The organism is Bacillus sp. FSL H8-0492 (assembly GCF_038006145.1).
Classification (GTDB): Bacteria; Bacillota; Bacilli; order Bacillales; family Bacillaceae_G; genus Bacillus_A; species Bacillus_A mycoides.
Genome location: NZ_JBBOUP010000001.1, coordinates 3,790,814 through 3,816,319 on the forward strand (window position 1 = coordinate 3,790,814; position 25,506 = coordinate 3,816,319).

The 25,506-nt window shown below is 34.4% G+C and carries 35 protein-coding genes; 15 read left to right on the plus strand and 20 right to left on the minus strand.

What is annotated here, in order from left to right; translation table 11 throughout:
* Positions 1-86 precede the first annotated feature (86 nt).
* On the plus strand, positions 87-1,304 hold the full coding sequence (locus MHH66_RS19445) for a dicarboxylate/amino acid:cation symporter (RefSeq protein WP_078184165.1): 1,218 nt from the start codon (positions 87-89) through the stop codon (positions 1,302-1,304).
* A 22-nt stretch (positions 1,305-1,326) separates the two neighbouring features.
* Here the strand turns inward: MHH66_RS19445 and MHH66_RS19450 are convergent, their stop codons facing one another.
* Together MHH66_RS19450 and MHH66_RS19455 are read right to left on the minus strand one after the other, a co-directional pair.
* Positions 1,327-1,482: a hypothetical protein gene (locus MHH66_RS19450; RefSeq protein ID WP_002011733.1), complete on the minus strand. Its 156-nt coding sequence runs from the start codon at positions 1,480-1,482 to the stop codon at positions 1,327-1,329.
* A 153-nt stretch (positions 1,483-1,635) separates the two neighbouring features.
* Positions 1,636-2,055 carry a MarR family winged helix-turn-helix transcriptional regulator gene (locus tag MHH66_RS19455; RefSeq protein WP_002064429.1) on the minus strand — a complete coding sequence of 140 codons (420 nt, stop codon included), beginning with the start codon at positions 2,053-2,055 and terminating at the stop codon, positions 1,636-1,638.
* A 162-nt stretch (positions 2,056-2,217) separates the two neighbouring features.
* On the opposite strand from MHH66_RS19455, the gene MHH66_RS19460 reads away from it, so the two are divergent.
* Both MHH66_RS19460 and MHH66_RS19465 read left to right on the plus strand, forming a co-directional pair.
* Entirely contained in the window at positions 2,218-2,649 is a 432-nt protein-coding gene (locus MHH66_RS19460; RefSeq protein WP_002086749.1) for a regulatory YrvL family protein, read from the plus strand.
* 33 nt (positions 2,650-2,682) lie between these two features.
* Positions 2,683-3,270: a thioredoxin family protein gene (locus MHH66_RS19465; protein WP_078184164.1), complete on the plus strand. Its 588-nt coding sequence runs from the start codon at positions 2,683-2,685 to the stop codon at positions 3,268-3,270.
* A 39-nt stretch (positions 3,271-3,309) separates the two neighbouring features.
* On the opposite strand, the gene MHH66_RS19470 is transcribed toward MHH66_RS19465, so the two are convergent.
* Positions 3,310-3,774: an SRPBCC family protein gene (locus MHH66_RS19470; RefSeq protein WP_002126258.1), complete on the minus strand. Its 465-nt coding sequence runs from the start codon at positions 3,772-3,774 to the stop codon at positions 3,310-3,312.
* Positions 3,775-3,968: 194 nt separating this feature from the next.
* Positions 3,969-4,760: a bacitracin resistance undecaprenyl-diphosphatase gene (gene uppP, locus MHH66_RS19475; protein WP_002011643.1), complete on the minus strand. Its 792-nt coding sequence runs from the start codon at positions 4,758-4,760 to the stop codon at positions 3,969-3,971.
* A gap of 182 nt (positions 4,761-4,942) precedes the next feature.
* On the opposite strand from uppP, the gene MHH66_RS19480 reads away from it, so the two are divergent.
* The 3 genes from MHH66_RS19480 to MHH66_RS19490 all read left to right on the plus strand — a co-directional run bounded on the left by MHH66_RS19480 (position 4,943) and on the right by MHH66_RS19490 (position 6,719).
* On the plus strand, positions 4,943-6,301 hold the full coding sequence (locus MHH66_RS19480; RefSeq protein ID WP_002126252.1) for an MATE family efflux transporter: 1,359 nt from the start codon (positions 4,943-4,945) through the stop codon (positions 6,299-6,301).
* A 76-nt stretch (positions 6,302-6,377) separates the two neighbouring features.
* Complete coding sequence (locus tag MHH66_RS19485) at positions 6,378-6,551, plus strand: hypothetical protein (RefSeq protein WP_000343684.1); 174 nt, start codon at positions 6,378-6,380, stop codon at positions 6,549-6,551.
* A gap of 18 nt (positions 6,552-6,569) precedes the next feature.
* Entirely contained in the window at positions 6,570-6,719 is a 150-nt protein-coding gene (locus MHH66_RS19490; protein WP_000743737.1) for a hypothetical protein, read from the plus strand.
* A gap of 25 nt (positions 6,720-6,744) precedes the next feature.
* Here MHH66_RS19490 and MHH66_RS19495 read toward each other — a convergent pair whose 3' ends face one another.
* Positions 6,745-7,254, minus strand: coding sequence for a hypothetical protein (locus tag MHH66_RS19495; protein ID WP_063219068.1), 510 nt, complete (start codon positions 7,252-7,254; stop codon positions 6,745-6,747).
* Between the two features lie 100 nt (positions 7,255-7,354).
* Here MHH66_RS19495 and MHH66_RS19500 point away from each other — a divergent pair, with 100 nt between their 5' ends.
* Positions 7,355-8,263, plus strand: coding sequence for an aminoglycoside phosphotransferase family protein (locus tag MHH66_RS19500; RefSeq protein WP_078184163.1), 909 nt, complete (start codon positions 7,355-7,357; stop codon positions 8,261-8,263).
* On the opposite strand, the gene MHH66_RS19505 is transcribed toward MHH66_RS19500, so the two are convergent.
* From MHH66_RS19505 to MHH66_RS19525, 5 genes are all read right to left on the minus strand, one after another.
* A complete protein-coding gene (locus MHH66_RS19505; RefSeq protein ID WP_002126244.1) occupies positions 8,260-8,421 on the minus strand; it encodes a hypothetical protein in 162 nt (53 codons plus the stop codon). The two genes, MHH66_RS19500 and MHH66_RS19505, sit on opposite strands and share 4 nt — an antisense overlap.
* A 96-nt stretch (positions 8,422-8,517) precedes the next feature.
* Positions 8,518-9,291, minus strand: a complete 774-nt coding sequence (locus MHH66_RS19510; RefSeq protein WP_012260605.1) for a hypothetical protein — start codon at positions 9,289-9,291, stop codon at positions 8,518-8,520.
* 24 nt (positions 9,292-9,315) lie between these two features.
* Positions 9,316-9,762: a flavodoxin gene (locus MHH66_RS19515; RefSeq protein ID WP_002086759.1), complete on the minus strand. Its 447-nt coding sequence runs from the start codon at positions 9,760-9,762 to the stop codon at positions 9,316-9,318.
* Positions 9,755-9,919 carry a hypothetical protein gene (locus MHH66_RS19520; RefSeq protein WP_002011628.1) on the minus strand — a complete coding sequence of 55 codons (165 nt, stop codon included), beginning with the start codon at positions 9,917-9,919 and terminating at the stop codon, positions 9,755-9,757. The genes MHH66_RS19515 and MHH66_RS19520 overlap by 8 nt, the downstream gene beginning before the upstream one ends.
* 223 nt (positions 9,920-10,142) lie before the next feature.
* Positions 10,143-11,321: an amidohydrolase gene (locus MHH66_RS19525; RefSeq protein WP_078184162.1), complete on the minus strand. Its 1,179-nt coding sequence runs from the start codon at positions 11,319-11,321 to the stop codon at positions 10,143-10,145.
* Between the two features lie 359 nt (positions 11,322-11,680).
* Between MHH66_RS19525 and MHH66_RS19530 the strand changes: the two genes are divergently transcribed.
* The 5 genes from MHH66_RS19530 to dltD all read left to right on the plus strand — a co-directional run bounded on the left by MHH66_RS19530 (position 11,681) and on the right by dltD (position 15,997).
* Entirely contained in the window at positions 11,681-11,827 is a 147-nt protein-coding gene (locus MHH66_RS19530; protein ID WP_002011626.1) for a teichoic acid D-Ala incorporation-associated protein DltX, read from the plus strand.
* A 12-nt stretch (positions 11,828-11,839) separates the two neighbouring features.
* Positions 11,840-13,354: a D-alanine--poly(phosphoribitol) ligase subunit DltA gene (gene dltA / locus MHH66_RS19535; RefSeq protein WP_078184161.1), complete on the plus strand. Its 1,515-nt coding sequence runs from the start codon at positions 11,840-11,842 to the stop codon at positions 13,352-13,354.
* Entirely contained in the window at positions 13,351-14,517 is a 1,167-nt protein-coding gene (dltB, locus tag MHH66_RS19540; RefSeq protein ID WP_063219072.1) for a D-alanyl-lipoteichoic acid biosynthesis protein DltB, read from the plus strand. Before dltA ends, dltB begins: the two co-directional genes overlap by 4 nt.
* 68 nt (positions 14,518-14,585) lie before the next feature.
* On the plus strand, positions 14,586-14,825 hold the full coding sequence (gene dltC, locus MHH66_RS19545) for a D-alanine--poly(phosphoribitol) ligase subunit DltC (RefSeq protein ID WP_002011622.1): 240 nt from the start codon (positions 14,586-14,588) through the stop codon (positions 14,823-14,825).
* A complete protein-coding gene (gene dltD / locus MHH66_RS19550) occupies positions 14,822-15,997 on the plus strand; it encodes a D-alanyl-lipoteichoic acid biosynthesis protein DltD (RefSeq protein WP_002126231.1) in 1,176 nt (391 codons plus the stop codon). The genes dltC and dltD overlap by 4 nt, the downstream gene beginning before the upstream one ends.
* Before the next feature lie 17 nt (positions 15,998-16,014).
* On the opposite strand, the gene MHH66_RS19555 is transcribed toward dltD, so the two are convergent.
* Positions 16,015-17,151, minus strand: coding sequence for an NAD(P)H-dependent flavin oxidoreductase (locus MHH66_RS19555; protein WP_078184160.1), 1,137 nt, complete (start codon positions 17,149-17,151; stop codon positions 16,015-16,017).
* Between the two features lie 73 nt (positions 17,152-17,224).
* On the opposite strand from MHH66_RS19555, the gene MHH66_RS19560 reads away from it, so the two are divergent.
* Positions 17,225-18,145, plus strand: coding sequence for a S66 peptidase family protein (locus MHH66_RS19560; protein WP_002011617.1), 921 nt, complete (start codon positions 17,225-17,227; stop codon positions 18,143-18,145).
* Positions 18,146-18,172: 27 nt separating this feature from the next.
* On the opposite strand, the gene MHH66_RS19565 is transcribed toward MHH66_RS19560, so the two are convergent.
* From MHH66_RS19565 to MHH66_RS19575, 3 genes are all read right to left on the minus strand, one after another.
* Positions 18,173-18,571, minus strand: a complete 399-nt coding sequence (locus MHH66_RS19565) for an SseB family protein (RefSeq protein ID WP_002011614.1) — start codon at positions 18,569-18,571, stop codon at positions 18,173-18,175.
* 87 nt (positions 18,572-18,658) lie between these two features.
* The gene (locus tag MHH66_RS19570; RefSeq protein WP_078184159.1) at positions 18,659-19,213 is read right to left on the minus strand and encodes a cysteine hydrolase family protein; all 555 of its coding nucleotides are present in this window, start codon (positions 19,211-19,213) and stop codon (positions 18,659-18,661) included.
* 13 nt (positions 19,214-19,226) lie between these two features.
* Positions 19,227-19,640, minus strand: a complete 414-nt coding sequence (locus tag MHH66_RS19575; protein WP_170935223.1) for a carboxymuconolactone decarboxylase family protein — start codon at positions 19,638-19,640, stop codon at positions 19,227-19,229.
* 123 nt (positions 19,641-19,763) lie between these two features.
* Between MHH66_RS19575 and MHH66_RS19580 the strand changes: the two genes are divergently transcribed.
* Both MHH66_RS19580 and MHH66_RS19585 read left to right on the plus strand, forming a co-directional pair.
* On the plus strand, positions 19,764-20,216 hold the full coding sequence (locus MHH66_RS19580) for an Lrp/AsnC family transcriptional regulator (RefSeq protein WP_002030598.1): 453 nt from the start codon (positions 19,764-19,766) through the stop codon (positions 20,214-20,216).
* A 100-nt stretch (positions 20,217-20,316) separates the two neighbouring features.
* On the plus strand, positions 20,317-20,499 hold the full coding sequence (locus tag MHH66_RS19585) for a DUF3913 family protein (RefSeq protein ID WP_000707108.1): 183 nt from the start codon (positions 20,317-20,319) through the stop codon (positions 20,497-20,499).
* 29 nt (positions 20,500-20,528) lie between these two features.
* Here MHH66_RS19585 and MHH66_RS19590 read toward each other — a convergent pair whose 3' ends face one another.
* From MHH66_RS19590 to MHH66_RS19615, 6 genes are all read right to left on the minus strand, one after another.
* Positions 20,529-21,542, minus strand: a complete 1,014-nt coding sequence (locus MHH66_RS19590; protein ID WP_016101498.1) for a CPBP family intramembrane glutamic endopeptidase — start codon at positions 21,540-21,542, stop codon at positions 20,529-20,531.
* Between the two features lie 313 nt (positions 21,543-21,855).
* Entirely contained in the window at positions 21,856-22,632 is a 777-nt protein-coding gene (locus MHH66_RS19595; protein WP_078184158.1) for an ABC transporter permease, read from the minus strand.
* On the minus strand, positions 22,632-23,534 hold the full coding sequence (locus MHH66_RS19600) for an ABC transporter ATP-binding protein (RefSeq protein WP_078184157.1): 903 nt from the start codon (positions 23,532-23,534) through the stop codon (positions 22,632-22,634). The genes MHH66_RS19595 and MHH66_RS19600 overlap by 1 nt, the downstream gene beginning before the upstream one ends.
* Positions 23,535-23,548: 14 nt before the next feature.
* Complete coding sequence (locus MHH66_RS19605; RefSeq protein ID WP_078184156.1) at positions 23,549-24,331, minus strand: ABC transporter permease; 783 nt, start codon at positions 24,329-24,331, stop codon at positions 23,549-23,551.
* On the minus strand, positions 24,328-25,026 hold the full coding sequence (locus MHH66_RS19610) for an ABC transporter ATP-binding protein (RefSeq protein WP_078184155.1): 699 nt from the start codon (positions 25,024-25,026) through the stop codon (positions 24,328-24,330). Before MHH66_RS19610 ends, MHH66_RS19605 begins: the two co-directional genes overlap by 4 nt.
* Positions 25,023-25,403 carry a GntR family transcriptional regulator gene (locus MHH66_RS19615; protein ID WP_002030586.1) on the minus strand — a complete coding sequence of 127 codons (381 nt, stop codon included), beginning with the start codon at positions 25,401-25,403 and terminating at the stop codon, positions 25,023-25,025. The genes MHH66_RS19610 and MHH66_RS19615 overlap by 4 nt, the downstream gene beginning before the upstream one ends.
* Between the last annotated feature and the right edge of the window lie 103 nt (positions 25,404-25,506).

Genomic DNA, 25,506 nt, shown 5'->3' on the forward strand with positions numbered 1-25,506 from the left:
CGTCAAAATAGGTATTTTTTCGGTATAATTAATTTAGAAAGCAATTTTACAAAAACAAAAGGGGGGTTTTTATTTAAACAAAGGCAATCTTAATTGCATTATTTCTCGGTCTAGTTGTCGGACTCACTTTAAATTTAGCTGCTCCATCTATTTTTGAGCCATTGAATCAATATGCGTTCAATCCACTTGGTCAACTGTTTATTCGCCTTATTAAAATGCTAGTTGTTCCTGTTGTGTTCATTTCTATCGTACTTGGGGCTGCTGGTCTTGGAGATCCGGAACAACTTGGAAGAATTGGTTTAAAATCAATTTCATTCTTTCTCGTAACAACAGCTGTCGCTATCTCTATTGCAGTTACATTTGCACTTATCATAAAACCAGGAGCTGGCGGTAACTTTAAAACAGACGGGCTTAAGTATGAAGGTGCAAAAACTGAAACATCTTTCGTTGATACATTGCTGAATATTGTGCCAGATAATCCAGCAAAAGCGATGGCTGATGGGAACATGCTACAAATTATTGCCTTTGCCGCATTGATCGGACTCGGTTTAGCTGTTTTAGGAAAACGAGTTCAAGGTGTCCATTCATTACTTGAACAGGGCAACGAATTAATGATGTATCTTGTTAATCTCGTCATGAAATTAGCTCCAATCGGAACATTCGGGTTGCTCGCTTCGTCCGTTGGTAAAATGGGTCTTGCAGGCGTCGCTGCGATGTTCAAGTATATGATTGTCGTTATGTTGGTACTCATTATTCACGGTGTCTTCGTATACGGCGGCTTATTAAAGGTACTAGCCAAAGAAAGTATTATTCGTTTCTTTAAACATTTCAGTCCGGTAATGGCAATTGGGTTTAGTACATCTAGCTCTAATGCGTCCCTTCCATTTGCCATGAAAACCGCCCAAGAAAAACTTGGAGTTCCAAAAGCGATAAGCTCTTTTGTACAACCACTAGGTGCAACGATTAATATGGATGGTACTGCTATTATGCAAGGGGTAGCAACTGTATTTATCGCTCAAGTATACGGCGTTGAACTTACATTACCACAATTAGCTATGGTCGTATTAACTGCTGTACTAGCTAGTATCGGTACTGCAGGTGTACCAGGTGTTGGACTAGTAATGCTTACGATGGTTTTAAATCAAGTAAATCTACCAGTAGAAGGCATTGCTTTAATTATCGGTATTGACCGCATTCTAGATATGTCTAGAACTGCTGTAAATATTTCCGGTGATGCAATTTGTGCAATGATTGTTGCAAAATCAGAAGAAAAATATAATACGGATCAATCTGCAGCATCTTAAATCAAAAAAGGAGTGAATCATTTCACTCCTTTTTTGATTTACTTCCTTTTTTCGAACGATATTCTTTTCCCTTATTATCATTTCCCGTTTCAAATTCAGTACTAAACTCCTGCTGGAATTGCCCTGATTTTGGTGAACCTTGATTTCCACTTCCTTGACTACCATTACGATTCGTCATATTTCTCCCTCCTTCCTTTATTAGTAGTATGGCGCTCTATCTTTTTTCATACACATTTTATTTTTTATCATCTATTACACACAGAAGAAGACCTTCCATATATGAGGAAGGTCTTCTTTTTAATTAGGTAAGCGTTTTCTTATTTGTAATTATTTAAATAAGTTTTTTAGAAATAGATATCATTATATCCATTTCATCTTCTGAAAGTGCGGAAAATCTTTCTTGTAAATATTTCTTTTTCTCACCTTCCATTTTCGCAACTAACTCTTTCCCTTGTTCTGTAATCTCTAAATATACAACTCGGCGATCTGATGTAGAACGTGAACGAGTTACAAAGCCTTTATTAATTAATTTTTCTGTAACAGCTGTAATATGACTATTCGACACATTTAACTCATTAGCTACACGTGAGACCATTTCTTTATTCGTACGGTTCAATATTCTAAGGACAATGAACTCATTCCACGGTATGTAACCACCAAATATTTTTCCAATATCATTACGCAACGTGCGAAACATTGCAAAAACATTTGTCGATAGTTCTTCCATTAATTGTTCTCGATTTTGAGACAACTTTGACAGCCCCTTTTATTTAATTTAGTTAAATAAAAACCTTATTAATAATTTTACACGAAATCTTACTTTTTGTCACCTTATTTCCCCATAATTCGTAGTTTTTTAATAGATATTTCATGGTACAATGAAATTGATTTTCCAGAAAAAGGAGTTGGGGCAATGAGTGAAGAAGACAAACTTTCTAATCTCAGTCTAAAAGATAAGACTATTATTATTAGTGTTGTTATTCTTATTCTCATTATATTCTTTGCATTTATATTTTTTGTATATGTGGGAATCTTTCATATTACAGGTATAGAATATTCATCAAGAACAGCTCTACTACTCTTTTTTTTACTCATTCTTTTATTAGACGGTATTACATATTTTATATTCATTTTCTTTAAAGTGCTCCTACATCCAATGATGACAAGTATGCCCAATTGGCTCTCAATTGCTCTGCTCTCTATAATTGAAATTACGTTAGATTGGTTTGTCATACATACCGCCGATGACTGGATAGAGAGTGTACAAATGTCCAACATAGCTGAATTATGTGTCGCACTATTCCTTTACACACTAAATAAATTATTTAGTGATAAGAAAGAGTAAGAATACAAGCTTTTCTATATAAAAATTGGTACAATAAAAATAAATCATACTAAAGAGGTGTTACTTATGAACTTACTACAATGGGCTGATAAAGGCATGTCCTTTGATACATATGTGAATGAAATGAAAGTAAACCAATACGAGCTACTACACATTTACAATAACTTTTTAATTCCAAATGAATTACTTCCAGTTTTAGAAGAACGTCAAAATGATGGCTGGCGCGTTATCGTATTAACAGCTGACTGGTGCGGCGACGCTCTTTTATGTGTACCTGTTATGAAACGAATTTCTGAAGTTGCAAATATTGATATGCGTTTATTAATTCGCGATGAAAACTTAGAGTTAATGGATCAATACTTAACAAACGGAACAGCACGTGCGATTCCAATCTTTATTTTCATTGAGAAAGACGGAAATGAACAAGCCGTCTTTGGACCACGCGCTCCAAAAGTACAAGAATTAGTAACTTCAATGCGCGCTACATTACCTGAAAAAGAAGATCCAACATTCGAAGAGAAACAAAAAGAAATGTATGCTAATTTCCGTGCTACATTAGCTGATGATACTTCTCTTTGGGAACATGTAATGGAAAGCATGATTGAGAAAGTAGTAAAATAAAAAACCTGCCGATTTCGGCAGGTTTTTTATTTTACTAAATTATAATCCTTTTTTCTGAGAATATACAGCATCTACGCACGCTGCTAAACGTTCCATTTCACCCATGTATATTCCACGTGTCATCCACCCAGTCAACTTGTACATAATCTTATATAAAAAATTCTTCGGTTCAAATTCTACGATTAAAGTAAGCGATGTACCTTCTTCATCCTCTTCTAACATATAAGTTGCAGCTGTATAACCTTGCTTCATCTCACATCCAACTGAAACGATATACGGTTCATCATACTCTAAAATTTCCGCCTCAAATTCATATATTTTCTTCCCCATCTTTTGCACAGATATATATTTGTCACCTTCACGAGGGTTTTCAACATCTATATTTGAAGGATACCTATTTTCTACCATAAAGGTACTCCATTCTAGTATTTTCTCGTCATTGTGTACATAATCAAATACAACATCAATTGGTGCTGGAATTACTATTTCTATTGCAAAACTCACTAAATTGCTCCTCTCAAATACCCTATCGATTTCCTTAAAATTATTATAACGAAATCATTATGGCATATTTCACATGGTGAAATACAAGTAATTGAAGGTAAAAGTTTCATTTTTCTCTCTCTATAAAAAAATACCCTACAGTGTAGACTTTTTTTCAAGTGTCTATTCTATAGGGTATTGCTGATATTTTATACTTACATAATGAAGAAATAGAATACCGCAGCTAAAATGAAACGATAGTAAGCGAACGGTGTTAGTTTTACACGAGCTAATAATTTTAAGAATGAAACGATTGCAAGCAACGCAACAACGAATGCTGTAATAAATCCAGTTGCAAATAACGTTATATCAGCCGAGCTTAATATATCCCAGCTTTTAATTAAATCTAAGCCACTTGCAGCTACCATCATTGGTACCGCTAAAATGAACGTATATTCAGCTGCCGCTGTATGCGAAACGCGAGCTAATAAACCACCACTTATTGTTGATCCAGAACGAGAAAATCCTGGCCAAAGTGCTAAACATTGGAACATTCCAATTGTAAATGCTTGCTTATATGTAATTTCATCTAACGTTCTTGCTGTACTTGGTTTTGAAAACTTCTCAGCAACAATCATTAAAATACCACCAACTACTAAGCTAATAACAACCGGTCCTGGACCGAATAAAACTTCTTTAATTGTACTATGGAATAATACACCAAGAATTCCGGCAGGGATCATCCCGATAATAATATGTAATAAATTTAACGATGGCCCATCTGTTACTTTCCCTATTCCAACCAATGACCATAAACGCTTCCAAAATATAACAACAACTGCTAAAATCGATCCCAACTGAATAACAACTTCGAAAACTTTCGCTCTATCGTCTTCAAATCCAATTAAGTGTCCTGTTAAAATCATATGTCCTGTTGATGATACTGGTAGAAACTCTGTTAAACCTTCAACAGCACCCATGATTAATCCAATTAACCAATCAGCCACAATTAGTGCCTCCTTAATAACGCATATGTAATTTTTTCACACCTTATCATAATACCTTATCCCTTTTCAAAGTGCATCCTTTTTTTATTGATTTCATTTGTTGTATACGCTTATTTCTTTTCTATTTTTTGATTAAATTGTATGATAATAAGAGTTTGTTTTTTACGTTGAAAGGGGATTTTATGAAAGAAACTAATTCATTCTCACAAAAGTTAAAGCAATTTTTATTACTCTTTTTCCCGATTTTTGTAACGCAAATGTCATTATTTGCGATGAGCTTTTTTGATACGACAATGTCAGGACATGCGAGTCCTATTGATTTAGCGGGTGTTGCTATCGGAACAAGTATATGGCTTCCCGTTAGTACCGGCTTAACAGGAATTTTAATGGCTACTACTCCTATTGTTGCACAGCTCGTTGGATCAAAGAAAAAGGAGGACGTTCCCCACATTGTCATACAAGCAGTATATTTAGCAATTTGTGCTAGTTTCGTTGTTATCCTTATCGGATTCTTCGCTGTTTCACCTATTTTAAATGGCATGCAATTAGAAGAACCCGTGGAACGTATTGCAGCACAATTTTTAATTATTATCGCGATTGGAATTATCCCTTTATTTACTTACACCGTTTTACGTGGATTTATTGATGCATTAGGAAAAACTCGAACAACGATGATTATTACATTACTATCATTACCAATTAATGTAGTATTAAATTACTTATTAATTTTTGGTCACTTTGGCTTTCCAAAACTCGGTGGTGTTGGTGCGGCAATCGCTTCTGCAGCAACCTATTGGTGTATTTTAATTATTACGGTTATTATTATTCGTACGAAAGAGCCTTTCGCTTCTTTCAATATCTTTAAACAGTTATACCGCCCTTCCTTTACAATCTGGAAGGAATTCCTGAAACTTGGCGTCCCTATCGGATTTGCTATCTTTTTTGAGACGAGTATTTTCGCTGCGGTAACACTTATGATGAGTAATTTTAGTACGACAACAATAGCAGCACATCAAGCAGCTATGAACTTTGCTTCCTTGTTATATATGACTCCTTTAAGTTTAGCAATGGCAATGACGATAGCCGTTGGATTTGAAGTTGGAGCAAAACGATACAATAATGCGAAACAATATGGATTTATCGGAATTGGGTTAGCCCTTGCTTTCGCTCTTTTATATTCAATCCTTCTTTATTTCTTTGATGATGAAATTGCTTCTATTTATACGACAAATGCAAATGTCCATCATTTAGCTAAAGAATTTCTTATATTCGCGATTTTATTTCAAATTTCAGATGCGATTGCAACTCCAGTACAAGGAGCACTTCGTGGTTATAAAGACGTAAATGTTGCCTTAATTATGACATTAATAGCTTATTGGGTAATAGGTCTACCTCTTGGCTACATGTTAGCAACTTATACTGACTGGGCAGCAAAAGGTTATTGGATTGGTCTTATTATCGGTCTAGCATTTGGAGCAATCTTCCTGCTTATCCGTCTCTTTCAAGTACAAAGAAAATATACAACGCAAAGCAGCCGCTAATGATATAGCGGCTGTTTTCTTCATGCATATTTTTTCTTGTAACGTGTAACATAATGAAAAAGAAAGGTGGATACATATGGACGAAAAACAAAAGAAACAATCATTCGATGAAGAATTCGCCCCTGAAATTTCACCTGGATATCGGCAAGATGTACATAAGCCACCTAAATATAAAAATACTTCTTTTTTAATGGGCATTACCATTTTCGCAGCTGTATTACTCGTGCTCATCATTTTCGTCTATTTTTAAGGAAGGGTGGTCTATTATATGAAGAAACAAGATTCAAATCGTTCAAAAAGAACTGTTAAAACAGAAAAAGGATATGCAGGAGATTCTGTTCATACACTGAAACAAGTTGAGCAAGGAAATTTATACATTGCTCAAAAAGAACTTGGTCAACAAAATGAAAATCTTTAAAGTCCCTCTGCTTCTAGAGGGTTTTTTATTGTACATATTGTTTTTGTTCTAACACCATGAATAAATTATTAACCTTTACAATTTTCATGTCATAATTTAATTTCATTTCACTTCTCTTGCCATTTTCAATACCAGTAACGTACGCTACAGCATGATAGCGAAAACTCTCATCTGTCTCTTCACGTATCTCTTCGTTTGTAAATTTATACTCTAAATCCCGAAAACGGTTTGGGTAATAATTTTCTATTAACTGTTCATACCCTCTATTTACAAATATTTCTTCACCTTTTCGTTTCACATCTTCTTTATTATTAAACTCAAACACTGATAGTTGCGCTGTCACAAAGTGTTCTCCTATCATTTTCATTTCTTTATCAGTTAAAGTTTCTATACTTTTGTTCTTTAATTCCTTATTTAACTCGTAGCGATCTATCGGTTTAAAGGTGGCAAAAACCTCCTCTTTATATGGCCAAAACAATCCAAAAGCGATACATAGAAAAATGATTAATATTCTTTTCTTCGTAATGCACCCCACCCTCCTCCATTAATGATAGTGATATTTCAACATTTAGAAAGAAAATTCTGATATTATAAAGTAGAATAACCTACCTTTAACTTAGAAACGAGGAACAATTATGGACTCTTACAAACAATATATAAAAGAAGCTCTACCAGATCTTTCTATACATTCATATATACAAAATGAAGAAGGGTGGGATAATATAACGGTTATTATAAATGACGAACTACTATTTCGTTTCCCGCGAAAACTTGAATATGCAAACCGAATTCCGTTAGAAAAAGAACTGTGCACAATTCTTTCTCATTTATTACAAGAAATCGAGATTCCTAAGTATCATTTATTGTATAAGAATAATTGTAATACCGTTCCATTTTGTAGCTATTATCCTCTCATTCATGGTGAACCGTTAACAACTGAACTAGTTGCAAAGCTAGAGAAAAAAGAATTGAAAGCAATCATTACACAATTAGCCACTTTCCTTGCGGCTTTACATAGTATTCCTTTAAAACGTACTGAAACGCTAGGGTTCCCTATCGAAAAAACACTTACCTACTGGAAAGAACTACAAACAAAATTAAATCAATATCTTACTAACAGTCTTACTTCATTACAGAAATCAGCCTTAAATCGTTTATTCGAAAATTTCTTTGCCAATATAGCTAAATCTACCTTTCAAAATACAATCATTCATGCTGACTTTACAAATCATCACATTTTATTTAATACGCAGAACAAAAACATTTCAGGTGTTATCGATTTTGGAGATGCTCAAATTGGCGATCCCGCTTTTGATTTTGCTGGGCTATATTATGATTTCGGTCGTGAGTTTACTACATCTGTATATGAACAATACAGTGCACTTATTTCTCACCGCGATCCATTACTCATTCACCGCATCACTACCTTTTATCAATACAGCCCTTTACTACATAACCTTATTTATAACATTGAAACAAACAACGAAATAACATTAAAGAAGAATGAAGAACAGCTTAAAGCAATACTACAGGGACGAGATTAAATTCTCTCCCTATACTCTCTCTCCTCATACATCATTAACTTTTTATCCATTTCAACAATAACTTTATACAATTGAAATGCCTGTAAAATTTGCAGTTGAATTCCAAAAGGAGCATTCTGTTCTTTTAACCATTGAAATACTGCCGTTTCATCTTTCATTGATTATTCCTCCCTTTATTAATCTGCTACAAATATACGGTAAATGATGAAAAGCTTTTCATGTCAATAACAAAAAAGAATGCAAATTTGCATCCTTTAATGTACTATATTTTTCTTCTGCTTCGCTTCTTTCTTTACTTCTTCCCTTTGGCATTCACTACGAAACGCACAACTCATACACTCAGAACGAAAATGACGCTCTGTATAGTGCTCAGGTTGTTGCAACATTTCTTTCATTCTAAATAAATCATCCATTCCAGTTATAATATCTTCCTGCTTTGGAATGTACTCATACTTAGTTCCTTCTATTAAATTAATAACTTCAATTTTCCCTGGAAGAATACCGAAAGCTTTATAACTGAATACTGTCATTAGCTTCTGACAAAGAGCAAGCATTTCCTCATCCGCATCGATAACATACTTTTTAATTACAAACGATTCAGCACTCCACTCACCAACTTCAAATGTCAATGACATGTGGACACCTAACTCTTCCATATATGTTTGAAACTTCTCATATAAAAATAACGGCGGTGCCTGACTATCATCCCTTTCAACAAACTGTAATAAGTGATCAGTTAGCTTTGCTAAAACAATATAGTACTCCGCCTTTGAAGCAAACATATTAATCCTTACTTTTTTCCAATACTTTTCTATTAATATTAAAAGTACAATTTTCGTTTGTTGGCCCGCAGGTAGCGTGTAATATTCATTAATAATTTGATTCACAATCATTTGTGCTATTTGTTGCCATTCAAATGAAGAAGGTTCTCTTCTTTTTATATGACGGAAATAAAATTTATGCGGACAACGCATAAAATCATACAAATGGTAATCTGTCATCGTTTTGATTGAGATTTTCTCATGCAATTGCTCTTCATCTCCCTTCTGCCATTAAGAAAGGTGTTTTACGAATTCAGCTCCAAACTGTAAACATTTTTCTACATCTTCATCTTCTGGCGTTAATTCTACTTTCAATCCTTCTAACACAACTGCTGCCCCGCGCTCCTGCAGCTTTTCTATTAAAATATCAACCGCTACCCCGTATTTCGGATAAGCCGAATCACAAGAACCGAATGCAGCTGCTTTTTTACCAGTTAAGTTAATAGAATCCATTGCATCATAAAAATCTAAAAAATCATCAGGAAGATCACCATCTCCCCAAGTATAAGCACCTAAAATAATCCCGTCATATTGCTCTAATATAGAAGCTTCTGGTGTATCCATAATATCAATTACTTCAATCTCATTTTCTGTTTCACGAATCGCACCCGCAATATGGTCAGCCATTTCCTCTGTATTTCCACTCATACTTGCAAAAATCATTACTAACTTACTCAACTGAACCTCTCCTTTTACCTTGTATCTCTTTTTCTGTTTGAAGTGTACTCTTCTCATCTACATATTCAGAACGAATTACATTTCGTTGCCATTCAATATGCTTATCAACATCTTTATTTTTTAATCCCCTTCGTAAAAGGTGAAATGTTTTTCTCATTAAGGTTCCTCATCTATTTCATTGATAATAATTATCAATTTCAATTATACCATTAGATTAATTGAAATTGATTATCAAAGTCAATAACTATTTTTTAAAAAATAGTTAAAATGTACAAGCTTGTCCGTTAGCTATTCATATACTATAAATGAGCATAGTTCTTTCTCAGCCCTCTCTGACGGAAGAAATAAAAGCAACTGCAATAGAGTGCAGTTGCCTTTTTTTATGTTTTATCAGTTTCTAGTAGTCTTATAGTTGTCTCTAAAAATAGTTCCACTCCATTAATTAAAGCCGATTCATCCACATCAAATTTCGGATGATGATGTGGATAACAAGTATCAATATTTTTATTCCCTGTTCCTAATTTAATGAAACAACCAGGTGCTTTTCTTAAATACGCTGAAAAATCTTCTCCTCCCATAGAAGGTTCAAGATGCACAATACGCTGATTTCCGAACAATTTTATCGCACTTTTTTCTACTATTTTCGTAATGTACTCATTATTAACAACTGGATCATATCCGTAACGATACGTATATGTATAATCTCCCCCATGTGCTTCTGTAATTCCTTTTACAATTTGCTCAATTTTCTCTTTTGCTTCCTCTCTTAATGTTTGATTAAAAGATCGAACAGTTCCCATTAAAGCTGCTGCACTAGGAATGATATTATCGGCCATCCCCCCATGAAATTGTGTAACTGACACTACTCTATGCATAAAAGCACTTGTATTTCTTGATACGATATGTTGTAAATTTGTAATAATTTGTGCTCCGATAGCAATAGGATCTATCGTTTCTTCTGGTCGTGCCGCGTGACCACCCTTTCCTAAAATTTCAATTGTAAATACGTCTGGTGCTGCCATCATAGGGCCATATACAATTCCTATCTTTCCACTTTCTAATCCAGACATAACGTGCAAACCTACTACATAATCGACGCCGTCCATAACACCGGCCTCCACCATTTCTTGTCCACCACCGGGATACACTTCCTCTGCGTGCTGAAAGAACAGACGGATTTCGCCTGCAAAATCTTCCTTCATATTTGCTATCGTCTCTGCTGCACTTAATAAAATAGCTGCGTGAGCATCATGCCCGCATGCATGCATTATTCCTTTATGCACAGACGTATAAGGTTTCCTTGTCTCCTCTTGGATTGGTAAAGCATCTATATCAGCTCGAATCGCAACTACTTTCCCTTGTTGCCTTCCTCTTTTAATTGCTAGCACACTGTACTGCGTTGGTCTCGTTATTTCAAAAGAAGAAAATGAGCATAATGTTTCATATATAAATTGCGAAGTTTCTTTTTCATGAAACGATAATTCCGGATACTTATGGAAATGCCGTCTCCATTTAATGATATTTTCCTCTGAAATAAAACTCCTCCACTCTCTTTTCATAATAATTACCTCCTTTTAAAAGGCTCTATACCTTGAAAATGTACTAAGTACCCAGTGATTATTAACCCACTCCAATTCAGGAATAACAAAACAAATATTATATTTTCCCGCCTTCTCACAATCCACTTTTATACATTCACACAATCCACTTCCTATTTACATGTCAAACCCATTACAAATTCATGCTGAATGTAATATAATTGCTAAGTTAGGGATTTTCTTTTTTAGTATTTAGTGCTAATATCAGAAAAGAGCCTTTTGACTTATTTTTACCTAAAATGTGGGATTTTGTTTTTTTCACAATAATGTAGGACATGATACCTACAAAGAGCTATTATTTCATTAAGCGAGGGAAAGACATGGAAAGATTAAAAGAGATATGGTCTCAACCACTCACACAATGGGTTGCAAAGACGGTTTATTACCTTGCAATTTTATTTGCATTGCTTTGGTTGTATGGATTCCATGATACAAACACAAGTACATTTATTTACAACGAATTTTAGGGTGGGAACGTTATGAAGTTATTAGAACAAATTGAAAAGTGGGCTGTAGAAACGCCTGATCAAACCGCTTTTGTTTGGCGAGATGCGAAAATTACGTACAAACAATTAAAGGAAGATTCTGATGCGTTAGCACATTGGATTTCTTCTGAGTATCCAGATGATCGTTCACCAATTATGGTTTATGGCCATATGCAACCTGAAATGATTATTAACTTTTTAGGTTGTGTAAAAGCTGGACATGCTTACATTCCTGTAGATTTATCTATCCCAGCTGATCGCGTACAACGTATCGCTGAAAATTCTGGTGCGAAATTACTTTTATCAGGAACTGAAGTAACTGTAACTGATTTACCAGTTCGTATCGTAAGTGAAGACAACTTAAAAGATATTTTCTTTACTCATAAAGGGAACATTCCAAATCCTAAACATGCGGTAAAAGGTGATGAGAACTTCTACATTATTTACACATCAGGAAGTACAGGTAATCCGAAAGGGGTTCAGATTACTTATAACTGTCTTGTTAGCTTTACAAAATGGGCTGTAGAAGATTTCAACTTACAAACAGGGCAAGTATTCTTAAACCAAGCACCTTTCTCATTCGATTTATCTGTAATGGATATTTACCCATCGTTAGTAACAGGTGGTACACTTTGGGCAATCGATAAAGATATGATTGCACGTCCAAAAGACTTGTTTGCTTCTTTAGAGCAATCGGATATACAAGTATGGACTTCGACACCATCTTTCGCAGAAATGTGTTTAATGGAAGCCTCTTTCTCTGAAAGTATGCTACCAAACATGAAAACATTCTTATTCTGCGGTGAAGTGTTACCAAATGAAGTAGCTAGAAAATTAATTGAGCGTTTCCCGAAAGCAGCAATTATGAATACGTACGGTCCAACAGAAGCTACTGTTGCTGTAACAGGCATTCACGTTACAGAAGAAGTGCTTGATCAATACAAATCACTTCCAGTTGGCTACTGTAAATCAGACTGTCGCCTTCTTATTATGAAAGAAGATGGTACAATTGCACCTGACGGTGAAAAAGGTGAAATCGTAATTGTCGGTCCAAGCGTAAGCGTTGGCTATTTAGGAAGCCCTGAATTAACAGAAAAAGTATTTACCATGATTGATGGTGAGCGTGCCTATAAAACAGGTGATGCTGGCTATGTAGAAAATGGTCTTCTATTCTATAATGGTCGTCTTGATTTCCAAATTAAGCTTCATGGTTATCGAATGGAATTAGAAGAAATCGAACATCATCTTCGCGCGTGTTCTTACGTAGAAGGTGCAGTTGTTGTTCCAATTAAAAAAGGTGAAAAATATGATTACTTATTAGCGGTTGTTGTTCCTGGAGAGCATTCGTTTGAAAAAGAATTCAAATTAACATCTGCAATCAAAAAAGAACTCAATGAGCGATTACCAAATTACATGATTCCACGTAAATTCATGTATCACTCTTCTATTCCAATGACACCAAATGGAAAGGTAGATCGCAAAAAATTATTGAGTGAGGTTACAGCATGACCGCATATGGATCATTTTATTTTTTCGCTATAGTAGGCATTTTATTAATACCTACTATCATAGCTGGATTAAAAGGTAAAATGTTGCGTAAATATAATGCCGTTTTAACATTAGTAATGCTCGTTATTATCTTCTCTGATAAACCGAAGCAAGCAATCATGTTAGCCGCATTTATTATTTGGCAATATGCCCTTATTAAAGGCTATTTAATGTTAAGAAAACAAAATAATAGTACATTCACGTTTTGTATAGCTGTTATTTTATCGATTTTACCGCTTATTTTGGCAAAAATCGCACCGTTTGTACCTGAATTGCATTTTATTGTTTTCGCAGGTATGTCTTACGTAACATTTAGAGCTGTACAGATGGTCTTTGAAGTTCGTGATAATTTAATTAAAGAACTTTCCTTCTTTAATTTCTGGGAATTCGTTTTATTCTTCCCTGCGATTTCAAGTGGACCTATCGATCGTTACCGTAGATTCCAAAAAGATATTCAAAAGCCGCCTAGTGCTGAGGAATATCAAAAGTTACTATATACAGGGATTAACCGTATTTTCCAAGGTTTTCTATATAAATTTATAATCGCGCACTTGATAACAACATATCTTGTAAAGGCAGTATTCGCCAATCAAGATACACTTTTATCTAATGTGATTTTTATGTACGCTACTAGCATGCAGTTATTCTTTGACTTTGCAGGTTATAGTGCATTCGTAATTGGTATCAGTTACATGATGGGAATTAAAACTCCAGAAAACTTTAATAAGCCATTCCTTAGTCGTAACATTAAAGACTTCTGGAACCGCTGGCATATGAGTTTATCATTCTGGTTCCGTGATTTTATTTACATGCGTTTCGTCTTTTTTGCAACGAAGAAAAAGTTAATTAAGAACCGTTACACAATTTCGTATATCGGTGCATTTTTAAACTTTTTCATTATGGGAATTTGGCACATCCAAGGAAGCGCTGTTGCGCAATATGTTATTTATGGTCTATATCATGCCGCACTGTTTATTTTATTCGATATTTTCGAACGAAAAAACAAGAAGCATAAGTTTTGGCCAAACAATAAATTTACACACGTCCTTGCGATTGTAATTACGTTCCACGTTGTATGTTTCGGTTTCCTGATCTTCTCTGGACACCTTAACAGATACTTTTAATGCACCCTTCTTATACTATTAAGAAGTTGCACATATAATATATTTCGGATATAAAGGAGATTTTAAAAATGGCAGAATTCAAAGAGCAAGTATTAGATATTTTAGAAGAAGTATGTGAAAACGATATTGTGAAAGAAAACTTAGATGTTCAATTATTTGAAGAAGGTATTCTTGATTCTTTCGCTGTAGTATCTTTATTAGTAGAATTCCAAGAGCGTTTAGAGATTGAAGTTTCTATTTCTGATTTTGACCGCGATGAGTGGGCTACACCAAATATGGTTATTAAAAAGTTAGAAGAAATCCGATGAACAAAGTGAAATTTGGTCCGATGCTTTTAGCATTGGCCCTTTTTGCTGTATTCTTACTTATTCCTACGCGCTTCCTACTCCCACTTTTAAGTGATGAGAAAGTAGAACAAGCTGCGACTTCTTTAAAAGAAGAAAAGATTCAAAGTATGATTTTACAGCAAAAGATGTTAGCAGACCCGAAATATCTTCCGATGTACGGTTCATCGGAATTCGCACGTATGGATGCTTTCCATCCATCGAATTATTTCAAAGTAAAGCCTGAAGGATTCACACCATTCCTACTTGGGCGCGGTGGAACACAAGACCTTGTACATGTATTAAACTTCACATCTACAATGGATCAATTGAAAGATAAGAAAATGATATTCGTTCTTTCTCCGCAATGGTTTGTACCACAAGGTATTGATGAGACACACTTTGCACCTAACTTTTCAAAACAACAAGGTTACCACTTCATTTTCAACGATGATTTAAAACCTGAAATGAAAAAACAAATTGCAAAACGCTTATTAAACTTTGAGATTGTAAAAAAAGAAACTTTATTAAAAATTTCGCTTGAAGGTATCGCCTACGATGATACAAAGTATAAAGTAAAAGCACTTGCTGCTAAACCTTTCGCTTATATTTATCGTAACATTCTAGATCGTAAAGATTTATTTACAGTTATGTTTAATATTAAGCCGCATAAAGAACAGCTTGATCCATCATTGAAACAAATGAACTGGGAAGAAGCTCGTAAGCATGCTGATCAAACTGGTGCAGTAGAATCAAGCTCTAACGAATATGGCATCGAAGATGATTACTTCAATAGCAAAATTAAGAAGAAATTAAAACAACGTGAAGGTTACTTAAAAAATGATGCTTATGACCAATCACCAGAATATGAAGATTTACAAATTGTACTTGATTTATTAAAACAATCTGGCGCAAAACCGCTCTTCATTTCTGTTCCTGTAAAAGGTCCTTGGTATGATTACGCTGGCTTCCCGAAAGAAAAACGCGAATTATACTACAATAAAGTTCATGAGCAAATTAAGCAAGCTGGCTATCCAATTGCTGATTTCTCAAATCATGAATATGATAAGTACTTCTTAAAAGATCATATGCACTTAGGTTGGAAAGGCTGGGTTTACATCGACGAAGCTATCCAACAATTTTATAAAGCAAACTAACGAAAAGACCGCTTGAATTATTCAAGTGGTCTTTTTTTATATACATCTTGTAATTGTTCAATTACGTTCTCTGCTTCTTTCATGACACGTTTCACTACGTGCTGAGCTGATTCCGTTCGCGCTAATGATGATGCTTGTCCCGCCCAAAGCGACATATACTCTTCCTTATTTTGCTTCGCTGCTTCTTGACGTATTTTTGAAGTTAATACGTTTTGCACTGGATACATCGGTAAATTCTCTTCTCTTCCTTCATGTTTCTCTATAAATTCATTACGAATACCCCGTGCATATTTCCCGGAAAACGCACGGGTTACCGTTGTACTCGTATCTCTACTATGTAAAATCGCCTCTTTATACACGTCATGCGTAATACTTTCTTCACTCGTTAAAAAGGCTGATCCCATTTGAACAGCTTCTGCCCCTAACGCAAATGCCGCAACAAGCCCTTGCCCATTCATTACACCACCTGCTGCAACAATCGGGATATGAGGTACTTCCGCTACTAATTGCGGGATTAATGCAAATGTACCAATCATCGCATCTTGTTCTTTCCCAATAAACGTTCCTCTATGCCCTCCTGCCTCGCTACCTTGCCCGACAATAATATCTACCCCTAACTTAGCAAGTGCTTTCGCTTCCGCTACATGGGTAGCTGTTCCGATAACTTTTATCCCTTCCTTTTTCAAATCATCTATTTCTTCTTTTTCTAACGTTTGAAATGCAAAACTAACGACTGGTACCTTTTCCTCTAATAATACTTGTAATTGTTCTTTATAGCTTTTTGGAAGTTTTAAAGTCTTTTCTTCCTCTATACCTAATTCTCTATTCACTCCACTAAGTAATACTTTCGCCTCGTTTACCTTCTCTTCTTCTATCTGTATCTCTTTCGTTAAAAGTAAATTAACACCGAAAGGCTTATTTGTTAGTTCCCTTATTTTATAAATCGCTTCACGGATTTGTTCTGGGCTCATATACCCTGCTCCAAGCGTACCTAATCCTCCGCTATTACTCACAGCTGCAACAAGTTCTGACGTTGTAATCGCTCCTGCCATACCTGCTTGAATGATCGGATACTTAATTTGTAATATATCTATTACTCGACTTGTAAACATCATTTTCCCTCCTACTTTCCCTATACCTTCTTTATATGACATGCTTTCCCCTTCTTTTACAAGGATTGAACTTTCGCTCAAGCGAATATATTGAAAGAGAAGGAGGCTGAGAACAATGATTTATCCAAATGCGTTGCAAAAAGGTGATACAGTAATGGTTATTGCACCGTCTGGTCCACCAACACTTGAGAATATATTAAAAGGTGTGAACGTATTACAAGAGATGGGATTATCCGTAATAATTGGAAAGAGTGTTTATGAAAAATATGGATATTTAGCTGGAAGTGATCAAGTTCGTCTTGATGATATACATGAAGCATTTACAAATACTGAGGTCAAAGCAGTCTTTTGTGCACGAGGTGGTTACGGCAGCGCTCGTCTCCTCCCTTACATTCAATATGAAATCATTCAACGGAATCCAAAGATTTTTTGGGGATATAGCGATATTACGGCTTTACATACTGCCTTTTCACGTTATGCGGAGCTGGTTACTTTTCATGGTCCAATGATTGAAGAATTAGGAAAAGGTATAGATTCTCTCTCCTTATCTTCTTTCAATCAACTATTCCATCCGTATTCATCTATCTTATATGCATCAGAATGTATCGTACCTACCTCTCCATGTACAGTTACAGGCACATTAGTTGGAGGGAATTTAACTGTGTTGACAAGTATAATTGGCTCGCCCTATGAGATAAATACGTCAAATAAACTTTTATTGCTTGAAGATATTGGTGAAGAACCGTACCGCATTGACCGGATGTTAAATCAACTACTTTTATCTGGACAGTTTAATGAATGCAGCGGCGTTATTTTTACAAGTTGTCACGACTGCAACCCTTCTAAGCCATCTCAATCATTGCAAACAATATTATATGAATATTTCACGCCATATAATATACCTGTGTTATTCGGTTTACCGATTGGACATATAAGTCCAAATATCGGTATTCCCCTCGGAGCTACAGCAACAATAAATACAACTAACAAAACTGTTTCTATTTCTTCTGGTATAGCCACTCCATGTTCAAATTAAAAAGGAAAAGCTGCTAAGCTTTTCCTTTTACTTATAATAATTAAAGATTCGTCCTGATGCTATCTCTGCAATTTCTTCTGGAATAAATGTTTTACTCATATCTGTTCCAACATTTAATACAGCTGTCGCATCTTTCTCGATGCTACCCAATAATTCTTTTCCACGTATCGTAATAAGGGGTGTACCTTCTGGCAACACATCTTTTACAAATTTCAATTGTGTAAAGAACGGAACGATCCATCTACCCTCTCCTTGGAAATGACGCAAACGAAGTGTTCCTTCCGTTGCCCCGTCTTCTGCTTCAAGTGAACCAGCAACATAAAACTCCGTTGTTAAGAGCAATTCATAAAATTCCTTTTGCTTTTGTTTATCATCTCCTGCTAAAACGAGTACTTCTTCTATTTTCTTTACCGGAATTTGCTCCATATGATGACACCCCTATTTTCAAAATGATTATACTTAGATTATACGAAATATTCTTATTTTTTTCTACATAATTCCACAATTATTTTCTTAAAATAATTTTAAAACACCTTCAGTCGTAACGATTTTGGCAAATTCATCATGTAAGTTTACAAGTGTCATATTGTGAATGTCCTCTGCACTATACTCTGTCCCGTCCAGACCTTTACGATTGAATGTAGCCGTCGCATCGCTCACTAAATACGTTGTAAGCCCTAAATTACCTGCCATCCGTGTTGTAGTCTCCACACAATGATTTGTTGTTAATCCTACAATCACTACCGTATTACAATTTTGTTCTCTTAATTGTTCTTCCAAATTTGTCCCAATGAACGCGCTATTAACGGATTTCTGGATAATTATTTCATCTGGCATCGGTTGCACTTCTTCTTTAAAGTTTACCGTTTCCACATGTTGATAAAACATCGATTGAGCATTTTCTTTATTTACATGTTGAATATGAAAAACTGGTAGTTTTCTTTTTCTCCATTCTTCTAACAAACTTTTCATATTTTCTTCCGCCAAAAGGTTATTCCTCACGCCCCAGTATGGTAAGTTGAATGCTTCCTGTACATCAATGATTATAAGTGCTGCTTGATTAAGCATAATATCCTCCTAATTAATTGGGCTGTAATTGAAACAGAAAACCAAGTTGCTGTGAAGCAGTAATAAAACAAATATAGGCACAAAGCTCTACAATTTCTTTTTCAGTCCAATATTGTTTTAATATATGAAACATATTATCATCTATCGCCTTTTGGTCATGAACAAATGCATGTGCAAAAGTAACGGCTACGCTAATTTCTTCTATTTTTTGTATATCATCCGGCTTTCCCTTTGCCATACAGTACGGACATTCATTCCCAAACGCTAATGTTCTTCTTACTTGCTCCTTTAACTCTACGGAAAGGGCCCCTGTACTATACAGTGTATTCTCTAACGTACTCCACGAATTTAATATATCTGGATTATGACCTAATAATTTTTGAAACTTTGTATCTCCTACATTTGATAATGTAATTCTCTCCATCATTTCCCCTCCTATTTCCTTCTTTTTTATTGTAAAATAAATAAAGTTCACTTTACATTTCATATGAATCTTAATTTTAAATTTTTCTTTACAAAAATTATCATTTTACTGGAGGTATATTTACAAATGCAATTAGACCGTGTTGATCGAAAAATTTTAAATGAATTATATAATGATAGCCGCCTTTCGATGCGTGAATTAGCAAAACGGGTAAACTTATCGGCTCCGTCTACTACAGAACGTGTACGTAAACTTGAAAGTGAGGGGATTATTCAAAAATACACAATCGATATCAATTATAAAAAAGCAGGACTTGTTTTAGATTGTATTTTAGAAATCACTTTAAAAAATGGTGATACAACACGTATGCAACAGTTTATTCAGTCTTATCCATCTGCAAGTTTTTGTTACCGAGTAACAGGAAGCTTATGCTACATTGTAAAAATCTCTGTTCCTTCACTCGTTGAACTTGAAGAATTTATCAATGATGTTTCTTCATATGCAACGACAGTTTCTCATATCGTATTATCAGAAGTAGCTCTTACTCCGGACATTGAACATATATTCCCAGAAGTTTAATTCATCTTTATTCACAAAAAGAGTAAAAACCCCTTACATTAAGAATAAAAATGATATATCATGTATTAAAATACATAAAGTTCGAGAAAGGGGCTTTACATTGAAAATCTGGTTTTATGAAAAAACGGCACAATTAGATGACTTGCTTGGTATTTGGGACAATGTTCCGACCATCCCTCGAATTGGTGAAAAAGTTGAACTTCTAAAAACCGTTCGGATCGTTACAGATATTAAATATGTAAAGAACGGTAATAATTTTCGTGTAGAGATTATTACAAATTAAAAAGTAGCTCTTTAGGAGCTACTTTTTAATTATCTATTATGCGCTTTCTTTATAACAATTTTATCTTCTTCTACAGAAACTGTTACATAATCATTTTCTTCTAACCGAAGCTTATTTACAGCTTCATCAGGTAGTTCTACAGCCATCAATCTATCTGTTACTATCACTTGGCTATATATTTCATTTTCTTCTGATGTATTCACTACTTTTTCTTCATTTATGAAACGAATCGGTGGCACACCAACTTCTTTTACTGTACGCCATTGGTTCCAAGTAAAAGGAATGAACCATAATAAACCGATAATCACAAGACCAATGCCGATCCATAAATTACTTTGTGCTTGTAATTCAGTAATCGAGATTGCGTCACTTCCATCTCCACCTACAAATTGCATACTCGTTGCAATCAAATTATTTAGAGCATGCACAGCAATATTCGTCCATATATTTTTTGTCTTTATGTATAGAAGGCACATAATAACACCGAACATGAAAGCACCGATAACATCAAAATGTCCTAGTCCAAAAATAAGAGAGGATATAATAACCGCTCGTTTAATCCCCCATTTGTACGCCATTCGCTGCAAGAAAAAACCTCTAAAAATAACCTCTTCCATTATTGGGGCTAATACACATGCTGAAATGAAAGTAAATATCGTCATGTATATGTTACTCGTATTAATTACATTTCCATCTTCTAACATGGTAACTAAGAAATTAGGTACAGTATGTGCTAAAATATAAAATTGAATTTGGGATATACCGACTGCAAAAATCATTCCCATTATCGTTGCTAATACAATTAACCCCCAATGTAAACGTCCAGGCTTATCAAAAAAGCTTTTAAAAACAACATTATTTTTACTTGTTTTTAAATATAGCCACAATAGTGGAAATGCAAAAAATATTGATATTTGTGACAGTAACTCTATCGTATTGTCAGAAGCACCTGATAACCTTAATGGAATCATCGTCAGGAACATCCCTATAATCATCCATCCAAAAAAACTACGTAGCCTTATACGTGAAAATGCATGTTGCATATGGAACACCTCCAGAGATGATATAAAGTGAAACTTTATTCAGTATTTTATGGGTAGACCTTCTCCACAAATGGCCGGATAACTAAATTATAATATGAATATAGTTGAAAATCTTCCTATTTTTCTCACTTTATTCCGAATAATATACGTATTAAATTATATAATAACGATCCTATTTGATATACCATATCAATTTTCTTCAACTTAGTTACAATTATGTTCCTAAGTAAATATGTATCTGCCACACTTAAAAGCTACATAAATCAAAAAAGCTGGTTAATAAAAATCCCCGTTAACACGGGGATTTTTTCGATTATAATACGTCACGTTTTTGGAATAATACACTTGATGCTACAAGTAATACAGCAAAGTATGCAACTACAAGTAATAATGAAGTTGTAAACGTAAATTCTGCAAATGGTGGTTCCATTCCACCGCTTACCAATTTATTACTGTCGTAAGCTCTTAAATCTAAATGGAAGAATACTACAAACTTCGCTACACCTTTTGCAAACATCATAAGTGCCATCATCATTGCCGATTTTAAGAAATATAAAAACAGCGTAATAATTAATGGTAAAACGGATTTTCTAAATATATTTGCTAAGAAAAAGGCAAGTGTTGCAAAGAAAAATGGTGATACAAGCTGATATAACATCGTTTTTAAAACAATTCCTAACGTTAAATCTGTTTTACTACCATCCATAAAAATACTACCAATAATCATTCCAATTAACATACCCACAAATACGATAAATAACATTGCTAATAACACAGTAATATATTTAGAAAATAAAACTGTGAGTCGTTTTCTTGGACGAATTAACAATTGTTTAATTGTACCTTTTTGGAACTCATCAGTAAGAGTACGAGTTGCAAGTGTAATCCCAAAAATCGTTGCAAATAACAAAATTACGAAACTCTCTGAGTTTGCATAATCTAAATACGATCCCTTAAACTCATCACCTTTTCCCCACTTCAACATTGCTAAATTCCCTAAAATTTCGAGTGTCGCAATTATACCAATCAAAATATACATACCTTTCTTCGCATGTAACTTTAAAAATTCATTTTGAATTAATTTAAACATTACGCCTTCACTCCCCCTGTAATCGCTAAGAACTCATCCTCTAACGTTTTATTTTGAACAGTAACGCCATATACAAGCACATCATCATGCACAAGTTTTCTTACAAGCTGTGGAATTTCTTCTTTTGTTACGGATGCCATGATTACATTACCTTGTGCTTTACCTTTAATAATTTCATTCGCTTTCTGAACTTCATCTACTTCAAACACTACAACTACCTTCTCATCATGTTTCGCTTGTTCATGCAAGTTGTACTCTTGTACAAACTCACCTTGTTTAATAATAACGACGCGATCACACATTAATTCAATCTCACTTAATAAATGACTTGATACAATGACCGCAATATTTTCTTCTTTCGCTAATCGCTGCAAATAATCACGAATTTGTCGAATACCAGCTGGATCTAATCCATTTGTCGGTTCATCTAAAATTAAAATTTTCGGTTGATGAAGTAATGCCTGTGCGATTCCTAAACGTTGTTTCATACCAAGTGAATATGTTTTCACCTTTTTATGGATTGCATGCTCCATTTCAACAAGCTTCACAATTTCAGCGATGCGCTCTTTACTAATTGGGTTAATCGCCATGTTCGCAAAATGCTTTAAATTTTGCATTCCAGTCATATAATCATATAGCTCGGGATTTTCTACAATCGCTCCAATTTGCTCTAGCGCCTTTTCACGCTCTGTGCGAATACTATGACCACAAATTGTAATATCGCCTTCTGTCATAGAAATAAGACCTGTCATCATACGAATTGTCGTCGTCTTACCGCTACCGTTCGGTCCAAGGAATCCGTATACCTCTCCTTCACGAACCTCAAATGATAAGCCCCGAATAATTTCTGTTCTACCGATTTTTTTTCGGACATTTTCTAATTTCACTACTACATTTCCCAATGATGATTCCTCCTTTAAACTTCTAGTTTTTTGTCGATAATATAAGCGATTAAATAAACGATTAAAATACTAACAATTAGCATAAAACTTATATTAAGAGCATTAAACCCATTATTATTAAACATATCTATAAGCAGATTTCCGCTTTCACTCTTATATTCATCTCTCCGCAACCATTGGAAAGTTGGGATTAATTTCCCTAACAATACGGAGACTAAAGTAAAGGCTATATTTATTACTAAAGAAATAATTACTATTAGTATATTTTGTGCCTTTTTCTTTTTAGTCAGCAATTTAACTAAAGTAACTACTAATAAAATTTGTAACACCGCAAATAAAAACTCAAATAAATCACTCATTGTATATATTAAATTATTAATAATGCCTGCTTGCAAAATCTCTTTTGCATCTATATATACATACGTCGTAGGAAATGCTAATACATAACCTACGTAGAAAAGAATCCCAACTATTCCATACCACATAGCCATCACAATATAAAAGAAGATAAGCATAGAAAACACATATTGTTTCCCAGATAGTGCTGTAAGACGTAACATTGGATTAGTCAGTAAGCGTGAATATGATTTCATTGTTTGTATAAACATATAAATGGCATAAAAAATAAATATAATCATAATGATTCCAAATATGCCCTCTTGTCTATCGATAGCCGCATCACTCTTCCTTACAATCATTTGTGAAAACAAAACAGCTTCAATTAGCACAAAAAGTAAAAAAGCGACAATGTATCTTTTCTTATTTACATTCCACAAATAGGACAATATTGACTTCACTTACTAAACACCTCCTTAAACAATTCATGAACTGCTTTTCCTCTCTGAAAACGAAGTTCTTCTACATTTTCATACAATACAATTTCCCCATCTTTTAAAAAGATTACTTCATCAAAAATATTTTCAACTTCATTTATTAAGTGAGTCGAGATTAGTATCGTACAATCTCCTCTATAAAATTGTAGAATGAGATCCAATACGTGTTCTCTAGAAACAAGATCAATCCCGCCAAGTGGTTCATCTAGTACATATAACTTCGCTTTTCGAGAAAACGTTAAAATAATTTGAAGCTTTTCAATCATCCCTTTTGATAATGCTGTAATTTTTTCTTCTAATGGTATTTTAAATTCTGCAATCGTATCTACTGCTTTTTGAATATCGAAGTCTTTATAAAAATCTCGATAGAAAAATAGGGCATCTTTTACAGTCATCCAATCATCAAAGACTGGCTTATCAGACATAAATGAAACGATTTCTTTCGTCTCTAACCCTACTTTTTTACCGTTAATTACTATGCTGCCTTCAGAAGGATGTTGTAGGCCTGCAATCATTTTTAATAACGTCGTTTTCCCGCTTCCGTTATCTCCAACAAGCCCAACGATTTTTCCTTCTGTAATCTCTATATTTAACTCACGGATCACTGCTTTTAATCCGTACCGCTTCCATAGATTTTCTATTTTTAATAACTCTGTCATTCGCTCTCCTCCCTTTTCTCATGTAATGAAGAACGAAGGATTGTAAGAATTTCTTCTTCTGAAAAACCTAAATTGTCCATTCCATCTATAAAAGAATGAAGTAATTCTTTCGCCATATCTTTTCGCAGCTCCATAATTTTCTCCCCTTCATTCGTTACATATCGCCCCATTCCTCTACGTGTTACAACAACTCCATCCCGCTCTAACTCTTGAAATGTACGTTGAATCGTATTTGGATTTACTTGTAATTCACTCGCTAATTCACGTACGGAGGGAATTTTATCGCCAGGCAATAAATGACCCGTTACAATTTCTTTCTTTATGTATTCCATTACCTGAATGTAAATTGGTGTATTTGGAGAAAACTCGATTTTCATTTCTCCACTCCTGTCTTAGTGTGTTAGTTAAATAGTACACTAAGACAAATTATATGTAAATACTCAACAACAAAAAATGTAATAAAAAGGCAGTGTAACTTTT